At 36.3% G+C, this 16,360-nt stretch carries 12 protein-coding genes; 10 read left to right on the top strand and 2 right to left on the bottom strand.

Annotated elements, in window-relative coordinates:
- The first annotated feature begins 6 nt into the window (after positions 1-6).
- From ACIP9G_RS07115 to ACIP9G_RS07105, 3 genes are all read left to right on the top strand, one after another.
- On the top strand, positions 7-861 hold the full coding sequence (locus ACIP9G_RS07115) for a MurR/RpiR family transcriptional regulator (protein WP_340824897.1): 855 nt from the start codon (positions 7-9) through the stop codon (positions 859-861).
- Between the two features lie 74 nt (positions 862-935).
- Positions 936-2,129 carry an N-acetylglucosamine-6-phosphate deacetylase gene (nagA, locus tag ACIP9G_RS07110; RefSeq protein ID WP_401018527.1) on the top strand — a complete coding sequence of 398 codons (1,194 nt, stop codon included), beginning with the start codon at positions 936-938 and terminating at the stop codon, positions 2,127-2,129.
- Between the two features lie 457 nt (positions 2,130-2,586).
- A complete protein-coding gene (locus ACIP9G_RS07105) occupies positions 2,587-3,732 on the top strand; it encodes a cyclically-permuted mutarotase family protein (protein WP_401018526.1) in 1,146 nt (381 codons plus the stop codon).
- A gap of 179 nt (positions 3,733-3,911) precedes the next feature.
- Here ACIP9G_RS07105 and ACIP9G_RS07100 read toward each other — a convergent pair whose 3' ends face one another.
- The gene (locus tag ACIP9G_RS07100) at positions 3,912-5,876 is read right to left on the bottom strand and encodes an alkaline phosphatase family protein (RefSeq protein ID WP_401018524.1); all 1,965 of its coding nucleotides are present in this window, start codon (positions 5,874-5,876) and stop codon (positions 3,912-3,914) included.
- 473 nt (positions 5,877-6,349) lie between these two features.
- On the opposite strand from ACIP9G_RS07100, the gene ACIP9G_RS07095 reads away from it, so the two are divergent.
- Together ACIP9G_RS07095 and ACIP9G_RS07090 are read left to right on the top strand one after the other, a co-directional pair.
- Positions 6,350-6,775, top strand: coding sequence for a hypothetical protein (locus ACIP9G_RS07095; protein ID WP_340824891.1), 426 nt, complete (start codon positions 6,350-6,352; stop codon positions 6,773-6,775).
- Between the two features lie 154 nt (positions 6,776-6,929).
- Entirely contained in the window at positions 6,930-7,715 is a 786-nt protein-coding gene (locus ACIP9G_RS07090) for a VOC family protein (RefSeq protein ID WP_401018522.1), read from the top strand.
- 52 nt (positions 7,716-7,767) lie between these two features.
- On the opposite strand, the gene ACIP9G_RS07085 is transcribed toward ACIP9G_RS07090, so the two are convergent.
- Positions 7,768-7,968: a cold-shock protein gene (locus ACIP9G_RS07085; protein ID WP_004269397.1), complete on the bottom strand. Its 201-nt coding sequence runs from the start codon at positions 7,966-7,968 to the stop codon at positions 7,768-7,770.
- Between the two features lie 212 nt (positions 7,969-8,180).
- Between ACIP9G_RS07085 and ACIP9G_RS07080 the strand changes: the two genes are divergently transcribed.
- The 5 genes from ACIP9G_RS07080 to ACIP9G_RS07060 all read left to right on the top strand — a co-directional run bounded on the left by ACIP9G_RS07080 (position 8,181) and on the right by ACIP9G_RS07060 (position 16,357).
- A complete protein-coding gene (locus ACIP9G_RS07080; protein ID WP_401018520.1) occupies positions 8,181-9,860 on the top strand; it encodes a formate--tetrahydrofolate ligase in 1,680 nt (559 codons plus the stop codon).
- 411 nt (positions 9,861-10,271) lie between these two features.
- On the top strand, positions 10,272-12,308 hold the full coding sequence (locus ACIP9G_RS07075) for a hydantoinase/oxoprolinase family protein (RefSeq protein WP_401018519.1): 2,037 nt from the start codon (positions 10,272-10,274) through the stop codon (positions 12,306-12,308).
- A gap of 3 nt (positions 12,309-12,311) precedes the next feature.
- On the top strand, positions 12,312-13,991 hold the full coding sequence (locus tag ACIP9G_RS07070; protein ID WP_401018518.1) for a hydantoinase B/oxoprolinase family protein: 1,680 nt from the start codon (positions 12,312-12,314) through the stop codon (positions 13,989-13,991).
- Positions 13,992-14,007: 16 nt separating this feature from the next.
- Complete coding sequence (locus ACIP9G_RS07065; protein WP_401018516.1) at positions 14,008-14,760, top strand: IclR family transcriptional regulator; 753 nt, start codon at positions 14,008-14,010, stop codon at positions 14,758-14,760.
- A 22-nt stretch (positions 14,761-14,782) separates the two neighbouring features.
- Positions 14,783-16,357, top strand: coding sequence for an OPT/YSL family transporter (locus ACIP9G_RS07060; protein ID WP_401018514.1), 1,575 nt, complete (start codon positions 14,783-14,785; stop codon positions 16,355-16,357).
- Positions 16,358-16,360: the final 3 nt, after the last annotated feature.

The raw sequence follows: 16,360 nt of genomic DNA, 5'->3' as shown, positions 1-16,360 counted from the left end.
ACTATTATGGGAAATCAAGATATATTTTCACTTATTCATTCGAGATACAACTCATTTACTAACACGGAAAAAAAGGTAGCAGATTATATTCTCGAAAATATAAAAGATGTCATTTACATGTCAATTACTGATTTAGCTGACGAATGTAACGTAGGCGAGTCAAGCGTGTTTCGATTCTGTAAAACGATGGATCTTAAAGGGTATCAAGAGTTTAAAATTATGCTTGCACATAGCATTACGCTAGATAATGAAACCCCGCAACTTTCCAGTGCGATTACGATGCAGGATACGATTGCAGAATTATCGTCAAAGGTTTTATCGTCCAATGTCCATGCGTTGACTGAAACCTATAATCTACTATCGGAAAGCGATATTGCGCATGCTGTCGAGTGCATGATAAATGCTCAAAGAATACACTTTTTCGGCGTAGGTTCTTCCTTAATGACAGCAATGGAAGCAAAAAATAAATTTATGAGAATTACCAATAAAACTGAGTGCTCAGTGGATTCTCATCTTCAAATTATGTCTGCTGCTTTAATGACTGAGCAAGATGTAGCTGTTCTAATATCCTATTCAGGTTCAACGAAAGATACGATTGAAGTAGCAAAAGTAGCAAAAGAAAGAGGCGCAAAAATTATTTCGATAACGAGATTTGCAAAATCTCCTTTGACAAGTTTCGCAGATATTACACTGCTTTGTGGTGCAAATGAAGGCCCACTTCAAGGGGGCAGTTTATCTGCAAAAATATCACAGCTTTATCTTTTAGATTTACTTTATCTTGAATACTTCAAAAAAACGAACAAAGAATCTGTTCATAACAAAGAACTAACTGCTCAAGCAGTTATTGAAAAGATGTTTTAGAGGGAAACTTGAGGTTGCTGAAAGCTCGTAATATGTGGAATGGCTAAGCTAAATGAATTGAGAGGTAAGATAGAATGGATCAATCAATTGTTTTAATCAATGCAAAAATTTATGCAGAAAATCAGATTATTTCCGATGGATTTATTAAAATTGATGGAATAAAAATTCAAGAAACAGGCTGGATGACCAACTATAAAGCAGATGATCAATTCTATGTTATCGACTTACAAGGACAATCAGTAATACCTGGCATGATTGATATTCACACGCACGGGACGTCTGGGGCTGATGTAATGGATGCAGAAATCGCATCTTTTGAAACAATTGTCCGAGCATTACCACAGGAAGGTACTACAAGCTTTCTAGCAACTACTATGACCCAATCTGATGAGAATATTTCAAAAGCATTGAAAAATGCAGCGAGCTTTATAAAAAGTTATCAAAAACCAGGACAGTCTGAGGTGCTTGGCGTTCATCTTGAAGGGCCCTTTGTTAATCCTAGCATGGCAGGAGCACAACCAGTTGATTTTATCATCCAGCCGGAAATCCCACTTTTTGAAAAGTGGCAAGAACTTGCTGAAGGAACAATTAAACTGGTTACGTTGGCTCCTGAGCAAAAGGGCGGATTGGAATTCATTCGCTATCTTAAAGAAAATGAAATTGTCATTTCAATTGGTCATTCAGATGCGACATTTGCAGATGTAAAAAAGGCAATAGGGGCTGGCGCTACGCAAGTTACTCATTTGTTTAATCAGATGAAAGGATTGCATCATCGAGAGCCTGGTGTTGTGGGCGCTGCTTTGCTTCTTGAAGAATTATATGCAGAGTTAATTGTTGATGGCATTCATGTATGTCCAGCAATGATTCAGTTAGCTTATCAAAACAAAAAAAGCGAAAAACTAATTTTAATTACAGATTCCATACGGGCAAAATGCTTAAAAAATGGCAACTACGATTTAGGCGGTCAAAAGGTCATTGTGAAAGATGGAATGGCTGTATTAGAGAATGGCACATTAGCAGGCAGTGTTTTAAAACTAAGTGATGCGCTAAAAAATATGCTGAAATATTGTGGTGACTGTACGCTCGAGGATGTTATTAAAATGACATCAACGAATCCTGCAAAACAGTTAAATATAAGTGATCGAAAAGGAATTATTAAAGCTGGCATGGATGCAGATTTAGTTGTGTTAAACAATGTTTATGATGTGCAGATGACATTTTGCAGAGGGATTTTATCCTATCAAAAAGAAAGCCTGATGGAGGACTAGCATTATTTATCTTCTAATCGTTTTTAGCTATGAGCTTTAAAAGCTAGAGATAAATAATTGTATTGTAAATCTCTTTGTTAATATACCCTAGCAAACTATATATAGGGGAGACAAAGGGAACGATTAACAAAGAACGCGAAAACTTTCTTGAAACTAGTCATTTAATAGTTTTGAAAATTGGCGCGTTCTTAAACGAATTATTGATAAACTTGCTTTTGCGACTTCCAGCGCAGACTATATACCACTAAGGTTGTCAATTCTACCTCATTTCTCTTTTAGTTTTCCTTTAAAAAACAAAGTAAAGATTTTTTTAACAATTAAATATTCGGAATATTAAGAATTTCAATAAGGTGATCTAGAAATAAATGCAATCCCCAAAGGAGGTGATTGGAGATATTTTGTCATTATCTATAAAAAGAAATTTGATGTAATTTCCATATTAGGAGGAGGAGAAATTATGAAAAAATTTTTGGTAGCAGCTATGACATCAATGTTGGTTTTGGGCGTAGGTATTGGAAGTAAAGTAGAAGCTTCTAAAGGCGGAGATTCAGTGGAAAGAATAACATGGGAACATGCAGGAGAACTTGAGGCACAAAAAGGATTTGAAAAGAATATTGGGACAGCTGGCGTGTTATCTGGCTCATATAAAGATTATTTAATTGTAGGAGGCGGCGCGAATTTCCCTTATGATACAGTACTAAATGGAGGCGCAAAGCAACATTACTCAGATATATATGTTTATAAAAAAGAGAAAGATCAATTAACATTGGTGGAACATACGAATCTTAACCATGAAATTGGCTATGGATCTTCCGTAACGACAGAAAAAGGAATCTATTATATTGGTGGCAGTCCTGACAAAGAATATGCAGACGATATTACTTTACTAACGATTGATAAAAATAAAAAATTGAAAGTAGAAAAAGTAGGAGATCTTCCATTTACTATTAGTGATGGAATAGCTGCTGAGAAAGATGGGAAATTGTATATTGGGCTAGGTAAGCAAAATGCAAAAGAAAGCAATAAGTTATACGAGTACGATCTAAAAACATCCAAAACTAGAGAGCTAGCTTCAATACCAGGAGAAAGTGTTAGAAATCAAAGCGTAGCTCAAATATTAGATGGAAATCTCTATGTATTTAGTGGTGGAGGATCGATTGCTTATACAGATGGCTACAAATACAATATCGAGAAAAACCAATGGTCAAAAGTTTCTTCTGTAAAAGTAAATGGGAAAGAAATTTCTTTACTTGGCGCAAATTCGGTCAAATTAAATAAAAATGAAATGTTGGTGATCGGCGGCTTTAATAAAGCAGTATATGATAATGCTGTTAAAAATTTAGGATCATTAAAAGATGAAGAATTATTGGCATTTAGAACAAAATACTTTACTGCTGATCCTTATGAGTTTAATTGGAATAAAGATGTACTAATCTATAATGCGCAAAAGGATACTTGGCGCTCTGTAGGAAAAGTTCCATTTGATGCACCTTGTGGAGAGGGCTTAGTGTTAATGGATAAAAATATTTACTCTATTAATGGAGAAATTAAACCAGGCGTAAGAACGAACGCAATTTATGCAGGAACATTACTTACAAATTAAGGACATGATGCTATTTTAGCAAGAATAACTTGTCTATGTGGTGGGAAAGCACGATATGTAAGCCGCAATAAACCGCACATTAGTGAGGGTTGCGGCTTACGTTGTGCTCGCGGAAAGCGTCCGCACGTAGCGGAAATTAAACGTATTGTATGATTCACTCCCCGAGTTCCTTCATTTTATTATCTATATATATCTTCAATGATTTCACCTTCTACAAATGAAGGTATTTCTAACCCTAGTAAATCGTAAATCGTCGGTGCTATATCTAAATTTGATGTGGTTTTAATTTCTTTCCCTTTTGAAAATTCTGCTCCAGTTGCGATAAAAATAGGTCTAAGCATGCTTCTGTTTGCATCTCCTCCATGTGTCCCTAATTCAATCGGAGGCGTTATATTTTCTTCAATGTCGCTACCAATAACATAACCAGGTGCACCAATTAATACGACATCGCCTGCATTTTGATGCTCCAAAAGCGTTATATTTTCATTTTTCAATACACTTTCATAAGGATGGACTCTTGGTTCTAACAGATGGCTCCAAATATTTTTGACATGCTGTTGAACAGTAGCGAACGAATAATTGTCCGTTTGTATGGCAGACTTCATTTTTTTCATTTCATATCGAATCATTGCTCCTTTGTTATATGTGACTTCGACCTCTTTAAAAGCTTGGATGATTTGGTCACGGACATGATTATATTCTTCTTGAGGAACAATTCCGCCTTTTTCACGGTTTTGCAGGTTAATGTATACATTTGCTGCTGATCCACTTGGAATGGCGTATGCTTTTGATTGTGCATAATTAATTTTATTTTTATCTTGTGGATCGACCGCTAATAACCCTGCATCTTGCAGTACTTTGTTAGGCGAAAGAGTAGAATGGGCAGGTTCCATTCCATGATCTGAGACGACAAATAAATAATCATTGTCTTTTAGGGAATTTAATGTTTCACCAACTACTTCGTCGGCTAATTGATACGACCACTCGATATAGCTCATATATTTTTTTGACTTTTCATCTGAATAGTCTGGCTGACGAGGGTCTATTAATAAATACTTATGTTGTTCATGATCAATATGCGGTGTATAAAACATGAGCAAATCAGGATTATATTGCTGTTTTACATAAAGCGAAACTTTTGTGACCCACATGATATGTCGTTTACTAATCTCTTCATATTCCTTTCTCGTAATCCATCCTTTCTCAAGGGCACTATCATCATCTTGTGCTGGATAAAATCCAAATTCCTTCTCAATATCTTCGGCAAATCCTTTAGGACCACTAATTCGACTAGAAGTTACAGCTGTACGGTATAACTTTACAGGACTGCTAAGATCTTCGTTTTCTACTCTCATTTTGAACCAAAAACCCGCAGATTGATGATCTTTTATTTGGATTGGAAGTGACTCCCATATGTTTCCTTTTACAATATCGTCCTCAGAATCTACTTTTTTATCTTCAGATAATATAAACGTGTCATAGTTTTCAGTTTGATCATCCGTTGAGTCAATCGCCAAAATGTGGAGGAGACGATCTTTTTCATTTTTCATTTTAATGGAGAATTTCGCTTCCTTTAAAGGACTGAAGCTTTTAGGAGATTGAACCCATTCAGTAGTTTTCTTAAAGGTTAACGATTCCAACTTACTTGGAGACCAAGTTTCTCCAAAATATATTGAATAATCGCCTTGTTTATCCACTTTGGGATTAGCACCAGGAAAAGCGATGGTGGCCGTTGTTTTCCCTTGTTTTCGAGCTTCTACCCATAAAGGAGGTACTTCGATTTCTGCCTGAAAACCGCTTTCTTCATTATCTAAAGCTGTGTTTGGTTCATGAAAATGATTACTTACGATGCCGGTTTGTTTCGGTGTAGCCCCTGTTGCAATTGCTGCATGTGAAGGCGCAGTAAGAGAAGGGGTAATCGTAATAGGCTTTTCCGCAGTTACGCCATTTTCTAGCAGCTGCTTGATATGAGGTAGTTTATTCTCTTGCACATATTTTTTAGTATAGTCATTTTTCATTCCGTCAAACGAGATAAGGATGACCTTTCGATCCATTTCGTGATTTTCCTTTGCCTCTACTTCCTTCATCATGGTAAATAGGCAAAAATTAAGGATGATTAGGCCTACATACAAAAATTTTTTCATTTTCTTATCCTTTCTGACCGCTAGCTCTTCTTAAAAAAATTGGTTTGTCCAAAAAAGGCACAATAACAAAAAACAAAATGAAGCATGTCTGTTATATCAATATTTTTGACTATGAAAAGGAGCATCTAAAAGTCAGAAAATTGACTACAGAAATCGCTCCTTATAAACTCTAGCTGATTTTGTTTAATTCATTTATTAATAAATTACCCTTTTTCCTATGTATGAAACTTTTCTGTAGTTACGTGCTGCCCCTAAGGAAACGAGGAGGGGGTAAAGAGGCGAGGACGTAAATTGTTCGTAGTGTAAAAGACTTACTAAAGTCAAAAGGATAAAAATTAGCAATTCGAAATGTGATGATGTTCATTTTAAAAAGCAGATAATTATAATATATGGACTATTTTGGAACTATTTGAATTTTGGGACGTATTAATAATAATAAATTAAACTTCTAAGAGGCTAAGGAGGAGGTTTTTATGAAAAAATGGTCACCTTATTTATGGAAATTATTTTGGGTTATAGGTTTATTTTTATTAACAATTATCAGTTATGAGATTAAAAATGAAATTAAAGTTATGTCAGATTCAACATTTAGTATAGCTCCTGTTTTTTGGACTAATTTTATTACTCTCTTTATGTGGGGTGTCTATTTATCACTTCTTTTTATAAAAAAATGGACCATTAATATAAATTTGCCTTTACTTATTTGCGTGTTCACTCCGTGTTTTCTCATTTCAATATTTCTGCCAATCGCTACAATTTTGCCATTAGCTTTACCTATAGGCGGTGTATGGTTTAGTAAAGTCATAAGTTCCTATTTCATTGAAATAGTTGCAGGTTTAACATTCATGCTAAGCATTTTTAATAATTTAAAAAGTGATCGTGAATCAAATAGTTTATGACAATATACATAACGATCTATAGTTGTGATTAATCTCTACTCTTCCAAATATCCAATTAAACATCTTTAATTATTTGAATATTCCTAATTTTGATTTAAACCTAGAAAACTAACAGGTAAAGTATATAATGAAAGGACAAAAAGGGGGAAGAAGAATGACTTTGTATTTTGATCATATCGTTCATCAAGTTCAATCACCGGAAAATATGAAAGTCTTTTTAAATAAACGTCATATCCATACGGTAAATGGTGGTCAGCACACAATGTGGGGAACGTATAACACATTAAGCTATTTTGGGTTAAGCTATATTGAACAAATAGCGGTTTATGATTATGCGCTATTTGAGGAAGCGGCGAAATTACCGTATTCCTTACATTATACTTTTAAACAGGACAATGAGCGCTATGGTTTTTCTAGAATTGCTTTACGCACTACAAAAATAGAAGAAGAGGCACAGCGTTTACGTGCGCTTGGCTTAGAAGTTTATGGACCAGATGCTTGTAGTCGAACACGACCAGATGGATCAGTTGTTGAATGGAAACTGTTACATTTCGGGAAACAAGAGCAAGTAATCGATTTTCCATTTTTTATAGAATGGGCTGATGGGGATGAGGAGCGTTACGCACAATTAGAGGCAAGTGGCGCACTAAAAACAACACAAAATATTTCGATGGAGTCAGTACAGTTTTATGTCCAAGATGCGAGGGCAACGGCAAAGATATGGCAAGAAGTATTACAATTATCAGAGCCTGAAGTTCACTCGGAATTTGTTTCATTATATTTGCCTAATATTCGTTTAGATTTTTACGAAGAAGCTGCCGCAACAAAAATGATGCTTGGTCGAAAATGTGAAGGGCCGTTCGGTGTTACGTTGAGAGATACAGATCGGACGAAGGAAACTTTAATTTCTCCAGGAGCATTTTATTGGCTTAACCCATAGTTACAAAAAAACAAAGAAGGAGCTGTTCATCAAATGAACAGCTCCTTGTCGCTTATAATTTCACAACATTTGACGCTTGAGGACCACGATTGCCTTCCACTACATCAAATGAAACCTTCTGTCCTTCTTCAAGTGTACGGAAGCCTTCCTCTTGTATGCCCGTAAAATGTACAAATACATCTTCTCCATCATCACATTCAATAAAGCCATAACCTTTTTCGTTATTGAACCACTTTACGATTCCTTGTTGCATAAGCATTCGCCTCCAATGCGCTCGAATGTAAAATACTATCAATTAACATGTGGCATAATTGATAAAAAATGAAAAAATTGCATTTTCTCTTAGAACATACATGAATTGATTACAGTTGTCAATTGATTGTCGAAATATTGCGTAACTAACTGTGTTTTCTTTCTCAATAAAGTCTATAATGGAGTTAAATAATATAGAAAGTAGGGTGCCAAATGACAACGAGAAATCATCCTTTATCAGATCTAGAAATCGCTAGTCAAGCGGTTATGAAGCCTATTATAGATATAGCAAAAGCGGCAGGTATTCCAGAAGATGCACTAGAACAATATGGCCGCTACAAGGCAAAAATAGATCCTATAAAAATTACAGCACAGGGCGATGATGCGAAGGTCGTGTTAGTGACAGCGATAAGTCCAACTCCAGCTGGTGAAGGAAAATCAACAGTAACGGTTGGGTTGGCAGATGCACTTCATCAACTAAAGAAAAATGTAGTTGTCGCATTGCGTGAGCCTTCCCTTGGCCCGGTAATGGGTGTAAAAGGAGGCGCGACAGGTGGAGGATATGCTCAAGTTGTACCAATGGAAGATATAAACTTGCATTTCACTGGCGACTTGCATGCCATCACAACAGCCAACAATGCGTTATCAGCCTTTATAGATAATCATATCCACCAAGGTAATGCATTAAACATTGATCCTCGCCGTATCATTTGGAAACGAGTAATGGACTTAAATGACCGTGCTCTAAGAAAAGTGGTTATCGGTCTTGGTGGTCCTGTACAAGGTATGCCACGTGAGGACGGCTTTGATATAACAGTAGCCTCTGAAATAATGGCCGTATTTTGTTTAGCAACAAGCATAGACGATTTACGTGAGCGCTTAGCAAGCATCGTCATCGGTTATACGTATAATCGTGAGCCGGTATTTGTGCGTGATTTACAAGTAGAAGGCGCACTAACTTTACTACTAAAAGATGCCTTCAAACCAAACTTAGTGCAAACATTGGAAGGGACACCTGCTATTATTCATGGCGGTCCATTTGCAAATATTGCACACGGCTGTAACTCGATTATGGCAACACAAACAGCACGTAAGCTAGCGGATATCGTTGTAACTGAGGCGGGCTTCGGTTCAGATTTAGGTGCTGAAAAGTTCATGAACATTAAAGCGCGTAAAGCTGGCTTTAAACCAAGTGCCGTAGTGATTGTGGCAACAATTCGTGCATTGAAAATGCATGGCGGTGTAGCAAAAACAGCACTTGTTGGAGAAAACGTGCCTGCGTTGTTACAAGGCATTGAAAACTTAGCAAAACACGTGGAAACGATTCGTACATTCGGTGTTGAACCAATTATCGCATTAAACCGTTTTATTACGGACACAGAAGCGGAACTTGAAGCAGTGCTAAACTGGTGTCAAGAAAATGATGTTCGCATTGCCCGTACAAATGTCTGGGAAGAGGGCGGCAAAGGCGGTTTAGTCTTAGCAGAGCAAGTACTCTCGGTCCTTGAAGAAGAAAATAATTTCTCTCCTTTATACGATGTAGCAGAATCGATTGAAGAAAAAGTTCGTACAATTGTACAAAAGGTCTATGGAGGGAAAGATGTCCAATTTACAGACCAAGCGAAAAAGCAAATCGTGCAAATCGAAAAATTCGGCTGGGACGTTCTGCCGATTTGTATGGCAAAAACGCAATATTCGTTATCTGATCAACCAACGTTACTTGGTCGTCCAGAAGGATTCACAGTAACGATTCGTGAAGTCATTCCAAAGCTTGGTGCAGGCTTCTTAGTTTGTCTAACAGGTGATATTATGACAATGCCTGGTTTACCAAAACAGCCAGCTGCCTTACGTATGGATGTTGATAGTGAAGGACATGCGGTAGGTTTATTCTAAATAATATACAATATTAAAGGCTGCTCCTTTTTAGTCAGAAAGGGCAGCTTTTATATTTTAAAAAAAGATAAGGTAGATATCGTTTATGAATTATCTATCGCCGTACTTCTTCTATGTTCTCTGTTTAGGATATGTATTTTTATAATTATGTAGTTTAAGGCTCTGGTGTATACCCAGGGTTTTTTTGTTTTTATAACTAATAAAAGTGAATTTATGAAATGTAATATTTGGTTGTTTTTATAAGTAGAAACCTAAAAATGGTAAGAACAAGTGGGTTTTTACTATAAATTTAATTGTCAAATGAATTTTTATTTATAAAATACATTGAATTTTCTTTTTCTTTTAAATATAATTTACTTAATTGTTAATCGGAACACTGTTCCGATTATAGGAACATGGAGGGATGAAGACTTGAAAATTGCAACAGATATCGGCGGTACATTTACTGACCTAGTTTACACAGATGAGATGGGAAATCTTCATTTTGACAAAGGACATACGACTCCAGGTCATTTTGAGGACGGTATTTTAAATGTATTAGGGCGACACGTTACAGAAGATTCATTGATTGAATCATTTATTCACGGTTCAACGGTCATTATTAATACATTGACGGAAAGAAAAGGGGGCGTAGTCGGGCTGATTACAACGAAAGGCTTCCGTGATGTATTAGAGATTGCTCGTGGTAATCGTCCAGACCTATATAATTTTAAATATAAAAAACCAGAACCGTTTGTAGAGCGTTACTTACGACAAGAAATTGATGAGCGCATCGATTTTAAAGGAAATATTATGAAAGCGCTTAATACCGATGAAGTTGGAGCAATTGTTAGGAAATTCAAGGAATTAGGTGTGGAGGCTATTGCTATTTCATTAATCCATGGCTATAAAAACCCAATTCATGAATTACAGCTAAAAGAAGAAATTGAAAAGCTTTGGCCAGAGGTGTACATCACACTTTCGAGCGAAACGATTAAAGAATACCGAGAATATGAAAGAACAAATACTACTGTTTTAAATTCATATGTAAAACCAATTGCACATGCTTATTTAAAAAACCTAAAAGAAAAATTAAGCTCGATTGGTATAACAGATCATTTGAAAATAATGCAATCAAACGGAGGAACGACAAGCTTTGATAAAGCGATGGAATTGCCAATTAATCTAGTTGAATCTGGACCTGTAGCGGGTATGTTTGGTGCTGCAAAACTAGGAGAGCTTTTAAATGAATCGAATATAATTGCATTTGATGTTGGCGGAACGACAGCAAAATGTTCACTCATTACTGAAGGAAAAGTAAATGTTACAACAGATTACTATATTGAAAGAAATGAAAAATTTGCAGGCTATCCGATTAAAACACCTGTTGTAGATATTGTTGAAATCGGTAATGGTGGTGGTTCCATCGCTCGTGTCGATCAATTCGGCTCCTTAAAAGTTGGTCCAGATTCTGCTGGGGCAAATCCAGGACCTGTTGCTTATGGCTTAGGAAATACGCAGCCAACAATTACAGATGCAAATGTCTATTTAGGTAGATTATCATTAGAAAACTTCGATAATCCAGTGTCTATTGACAAAGTGGAGGAAGCACTTACTGAAGCAATCGCGAAACCGTTTAATGTGACAGCAGAAGAAGCAGCACAAGGAATTTTAGATATTGCCAATTCTAATATGCTAAATGCTCTAAAGCTCATTTCTATTCGTAAAGGCTATGACCCTGAGGATTTTACAATGGTTGCCTTTGGTGGCGGTGGTCCACTACATGCGATTAATTTAGCTAAAGAACTAGGCATGAAGAAAGTTATTATTCCATATGGCTCATCGGTCTTTTCAGCATTAGGGATGATGATGACAGAATATCGACAAGATTATATTCAAACCAGCTTAATGAATTTTGATAATCATCATTTAACAGCTATTCAAAAAAATATTGATGAGGCTATTGAAAATGCTTATGCGGAAGCACCTTTATCGAAGGAACATTATTATTTCGAGATTAATTATGATTTGCGTTATAAAGGTCAAGAACATGCAGTTAAATTAAATGCATCAAATATTTCGATTCATGAAAAAGAGCTAGCTCAATTAGCAGAAGCTTTCCATATCAAACATAAACAGGAGTTCGCTTTTGACTTACCAGAGACTTCAATAGAGTTGGTAAATTTACATCTTACGATTTATGGAAAAGATGAAGCGGTCCAGTTTAAGGAGTTAGATTTCTCACATATTGATGCTTCTACATGTATAAAAGCAAAACGAAAGTTATACGTCAAAGAAACAGGCTGGGTTGAGGTTAACGTATACGATCAACAAAAGTTAGTACCTGGCTATGTTATTGCTGGTCCTGCTATTGTGGAAAGTCCTACATCTACAGTTGTGATAAATGACAAGCAATCTATTGAAATAGATAAATATGGCAATCTAATTGTAGAGATGGAGGGGGAATAACACATGAAAAAAGATATTTTTGCTATAGAAATTATTCAAGATTCCTTGCTGGCCATTGGAGATGAGATGTTTGTTGCATTAGCACGCTCATCTATGAGCCCCGTTATCTATGAGGTTTTAGATTATGCCTGCGGTTTAACTGATGCCAAAGGGAATTTAATTAGCCAAGGTAATGGTGTGACAAGTTTTATTGGAATGTTGAGTCCAATGGTTCAACGTGTCATAGAAAAATTTGATAATGGGAGAAAATTAAACGAAGGTGATGTCATCATAATAAATGACCCTTATGTTGGGGGAGGCTCGCATTTATCAGATGTAGGATTAGTTTTACCAATTTTCTACAATGGAGAAATTATTGCTTATTCTGCAAATAAAGCACATTGGACCGAAGTAGGTGGGATGGACCCTGGTTCATTTACAAGTAATTCGAATGAAATCTATCAGGAAGGTCTTCAGTTACCAGGTGTAAAGCTTTATCAAAAGGGGGAGCTTAACGAAGGCATTTATGAAATCATATCTACAAATGTTCGTCTACCAGAGCTATCTATTGGAGATATGTTTGCACAAGTAGCAGCCTTGAAAACAGGTGAAAAACGGATTTCAGAGCTTTGTCGGAAATTTGGTGCTGAATCGGTGAAGTTGTCCATTCAAAAATTATTGGACAAGGGTGAAAAAATTGTAGAGCTTGAGCTTCAACATCTACCAAAAGGTGAATTTTATGCGGAAGACTTTATTGAAGGCGATCCATTAAAAGGTGGACCTTATCCAATTAAAGTGAAAGTAACGATTAGCGATGAAGAATTTATTTGTGACTTTAGAGGCTCACACCCTGCGGTGGATGTGCCAGTAAACTGTTCACAATTTGGCCTAATGGCTAGTGTTCGTGTCATGTTCTTAGCATTACTTGGAGATATTGACGTGATTAATGAAGGTGTCTTTACACGCTTAACAATTCTTACAGATGATAATTCAATTGTATCAGCCAAGCGTCCACATCCTGTTTCGATGAACTTTGAGGCACGTATTGGGGCAGCAGACTTAATTTGGAAGGCACTTGCACCTCATTTACCTGAAAGATTATCAGCAGGGCATTTACAGTCTGTTTGTACATTTATTTTAACAGGCAAAAATCCTGAAAATAATGAATCATTCCTAATTGTTGAGCCTTCAGTAGGTGGCTGGGGAGCGTCAAATGATGACGATGGACAAAGTGGGCAATATTGTATGGGAGATGGAGAAACGTATAATCTTCCTGTTGAAATTGCAGAGACAAAATACGGTATTCAAATTGATGAATATAGCTTAAATTGCGATGGTGCGGGTGCAGGGCAATATAGAGGTGGCTTAGGTGTACGCCGAGTTTATACCGTTAATCATGATAGCCAAAAGGTTTCTGTTAACTTAGGTAGACATAAATTTGCACCATTTGGCTTAAATGATGGTGAGGAAGGCTCGCATAACTATCTAATTATTCATAAAAAAGATGGTACAAAGCTGGGACCAGTAGGAGTACTCGCCAATTATGAATTACAGAAAGGCGATCGTATTGAACTTGTCACAGCAACTGGGGGAGGCTATGGCAATCCACAAGAGAGAAGTACGAAAGCAATTGAAAAAGATCTATTAAATGGATATATTTCTTTAGAGGTAGCTGAAAAACATTACGGTTACCAAAACGCATAAAAGGAGAAATATATAAATGACTGTCAAGACATTAAAAAACTCATTGGATATACTAGAATGCTTTGCAACTACAGAAAGCGCATTAGGTGTACGTGAAATTGCACGCATGACAAAATTGCATACAAGTGTTGTGCAAAGAACAATCAATACATTTACTGAAGCAGGGTATTTATTACAGGATGAAGCTACAAAAAAATATAAATTAGGTTATAAAATGTTTATATTTCATGACATGCTCTCCCATACAAATGACCCTCACTTTACAATTTATGAATTGATGCAAAGTCTTGCAAGTGAAATCAATGAATCAGTCTTTCTAACTTATATGGATAATGAGTATGGAGTCACAACAAAAATTGCTGAAAGTAGTAAGAATATAAAATATGCGGTGTCCTTAGGTACAAAAACACCGCTTTATATTGGTGCTTCCTGTAAAGTTATGTTTGCCTATTTAGACAAAGAAAGGCAGCTTGAATTGTTAGCGTATTTTCATGAAAAGCAGTCTGAAGAGGAGCATAAAAAGCTACTTGATAGTTTACAAGAGGAGTTACAAGCCATTCGACAAAATAAGTGGTGTGTTACTGTCGGGGAGTACAATGAACATGCTTTTGGTATAAGTGTACCATTATTCAATTATAAGAAAGAAATCATGGCATCTCTAACGATTTCTGGCTTAGTATATGACATTGACGATCAAAGGGAGAAATACATGCTTGAACAGTTAGTGAAAATTGCGCATCAAATTCAATCTCACATATCTAAACTATAACAACAATAGGGGACCTGACACTATGAATAATAAAGTACTACATCCGCGGGCTTTGGAGCCCGTAACTTTACTAATGATTGTCTTAACATCTGTTGTAGGTGCAATTATTGGAATACAGCTAATTACGACTTTAGGAATTTCTGCTAATACATCCATCATTGGTGCGATATTTGCGATGATTTTAGGAAGAATTCCAATTGGAAAGCTAATTGCATTCAAATCCGTGCATAGACAAAATATTATACAGACTGCAATATCATCGGCTACTTTTAGTGCCGCGAGTAGTTTAATGTTGCCAATTGGAATTCCATATGTTTTAGGTTATGAAAATTTAGTTTTGCCATTGTTTATTGGTGTTATATTAGCGATGTTTGTGGATGCTTTATTATTATATAAATTTTTTGATACAAAGATTTTCCCAGCAACAGGTACTTGGCCACCAGGGATTGCAACAGCAGAGGCTATTAAAGCTGGTGATAAAGGTGGTAAAAATGCAAAGGTTTTAATTGGCGGAGTGTTAATCGGTATAGTGGGGTCCGTTCTTAAAATTCCAATGTCAGCTTTTGGGGTAGCATTTATCGGAAATATTTGGGCGCTTACTATGTTTGGAATTGGTCTTTTACTGAGAGCTTATTCTGTTCAATTATTTAATGTCGATTTGAATGAATATTATATTCCACATGGCGTTATGATTGGAGCGGGCATTGTAGCCCTTTTCCAGGTTGCTTTTAATTTGCTAAGTAAAAGAGCGACTGAAAAGTCAGAAGAATTAATCTATTCAAAAGACCAAAAAGAAATTCGACAAGGTTTTGGTGTAGGTTTTATTGCTTATTTAGCGATTGCATTATTAATTGCTTTAATAGGTGGTATGATTTCACATATGTCTTTTGGAATGCTCATTGGCTTTATCATTTTTGCAACAATTGCAGCATTTGTTCACGAACTTATCGTTGGGATTGCTGCAATGCATGCAGGCTGGTTCCCTGCATTTGCAGTAGCGTTTATCACACTAATTGTCGGAATATTAATTGGTTTCCCGGCACCTGCTCTTGCTTTGTTAGCTGGCTTTAGTGCGGCAACAGGGGTAGCATTTGCAGATATGGGTTATGACTTGAAAACAGGTTTTATTTTACGTGGAAATGGCAGTGATCCTGTATTAGAAAAAGAAGGACGTAAACAGCAAATGATTGCTGGTATGCTAGCATTTTCAATAGCTGCTGTTGTAGTTTTACTTTCCTATCAATCGTATTTTGAACAGGGTTTAGTAGCACCTGTCAACCATGTATACGCAGCCACTATCCAATCAGGAGTGACTGGTGACGTAGCAAAACAGCTATTGATCTGGGCGATTCCTGGAGCATTGATTCAACTAATTGGCGGTTCAAAGAGACAAATGGGTATTCTGTTTGCTACTGGTTTATTACTAATCAATCCTATAGCTGGTTGGGCAGTGTTAGTAGGTATTTTACTTCGTGTTATTTTCACTTATATGACAAAAGGTAAGAGAGAATCTGAAATGACTGTTTTTGCAGCAGGTGTTATTGCTGGAGACGCTTTATATAGTTTCTTTTCTTCCATTCTGAAAATAGGAAAATAGAAA

The organism is Lysinibacillus sp. NPDC093197 (assembly GCF_044754025.1).
Taxonomy (GTDB): domain Bacteria; phylum Bacillota; class Bacilli; order Bacillales_A; family Planococcaceae; genus Lysinibacillus.
This window is presented reverse-complemented; position numbering and strand designations above follow the sequence as displayed.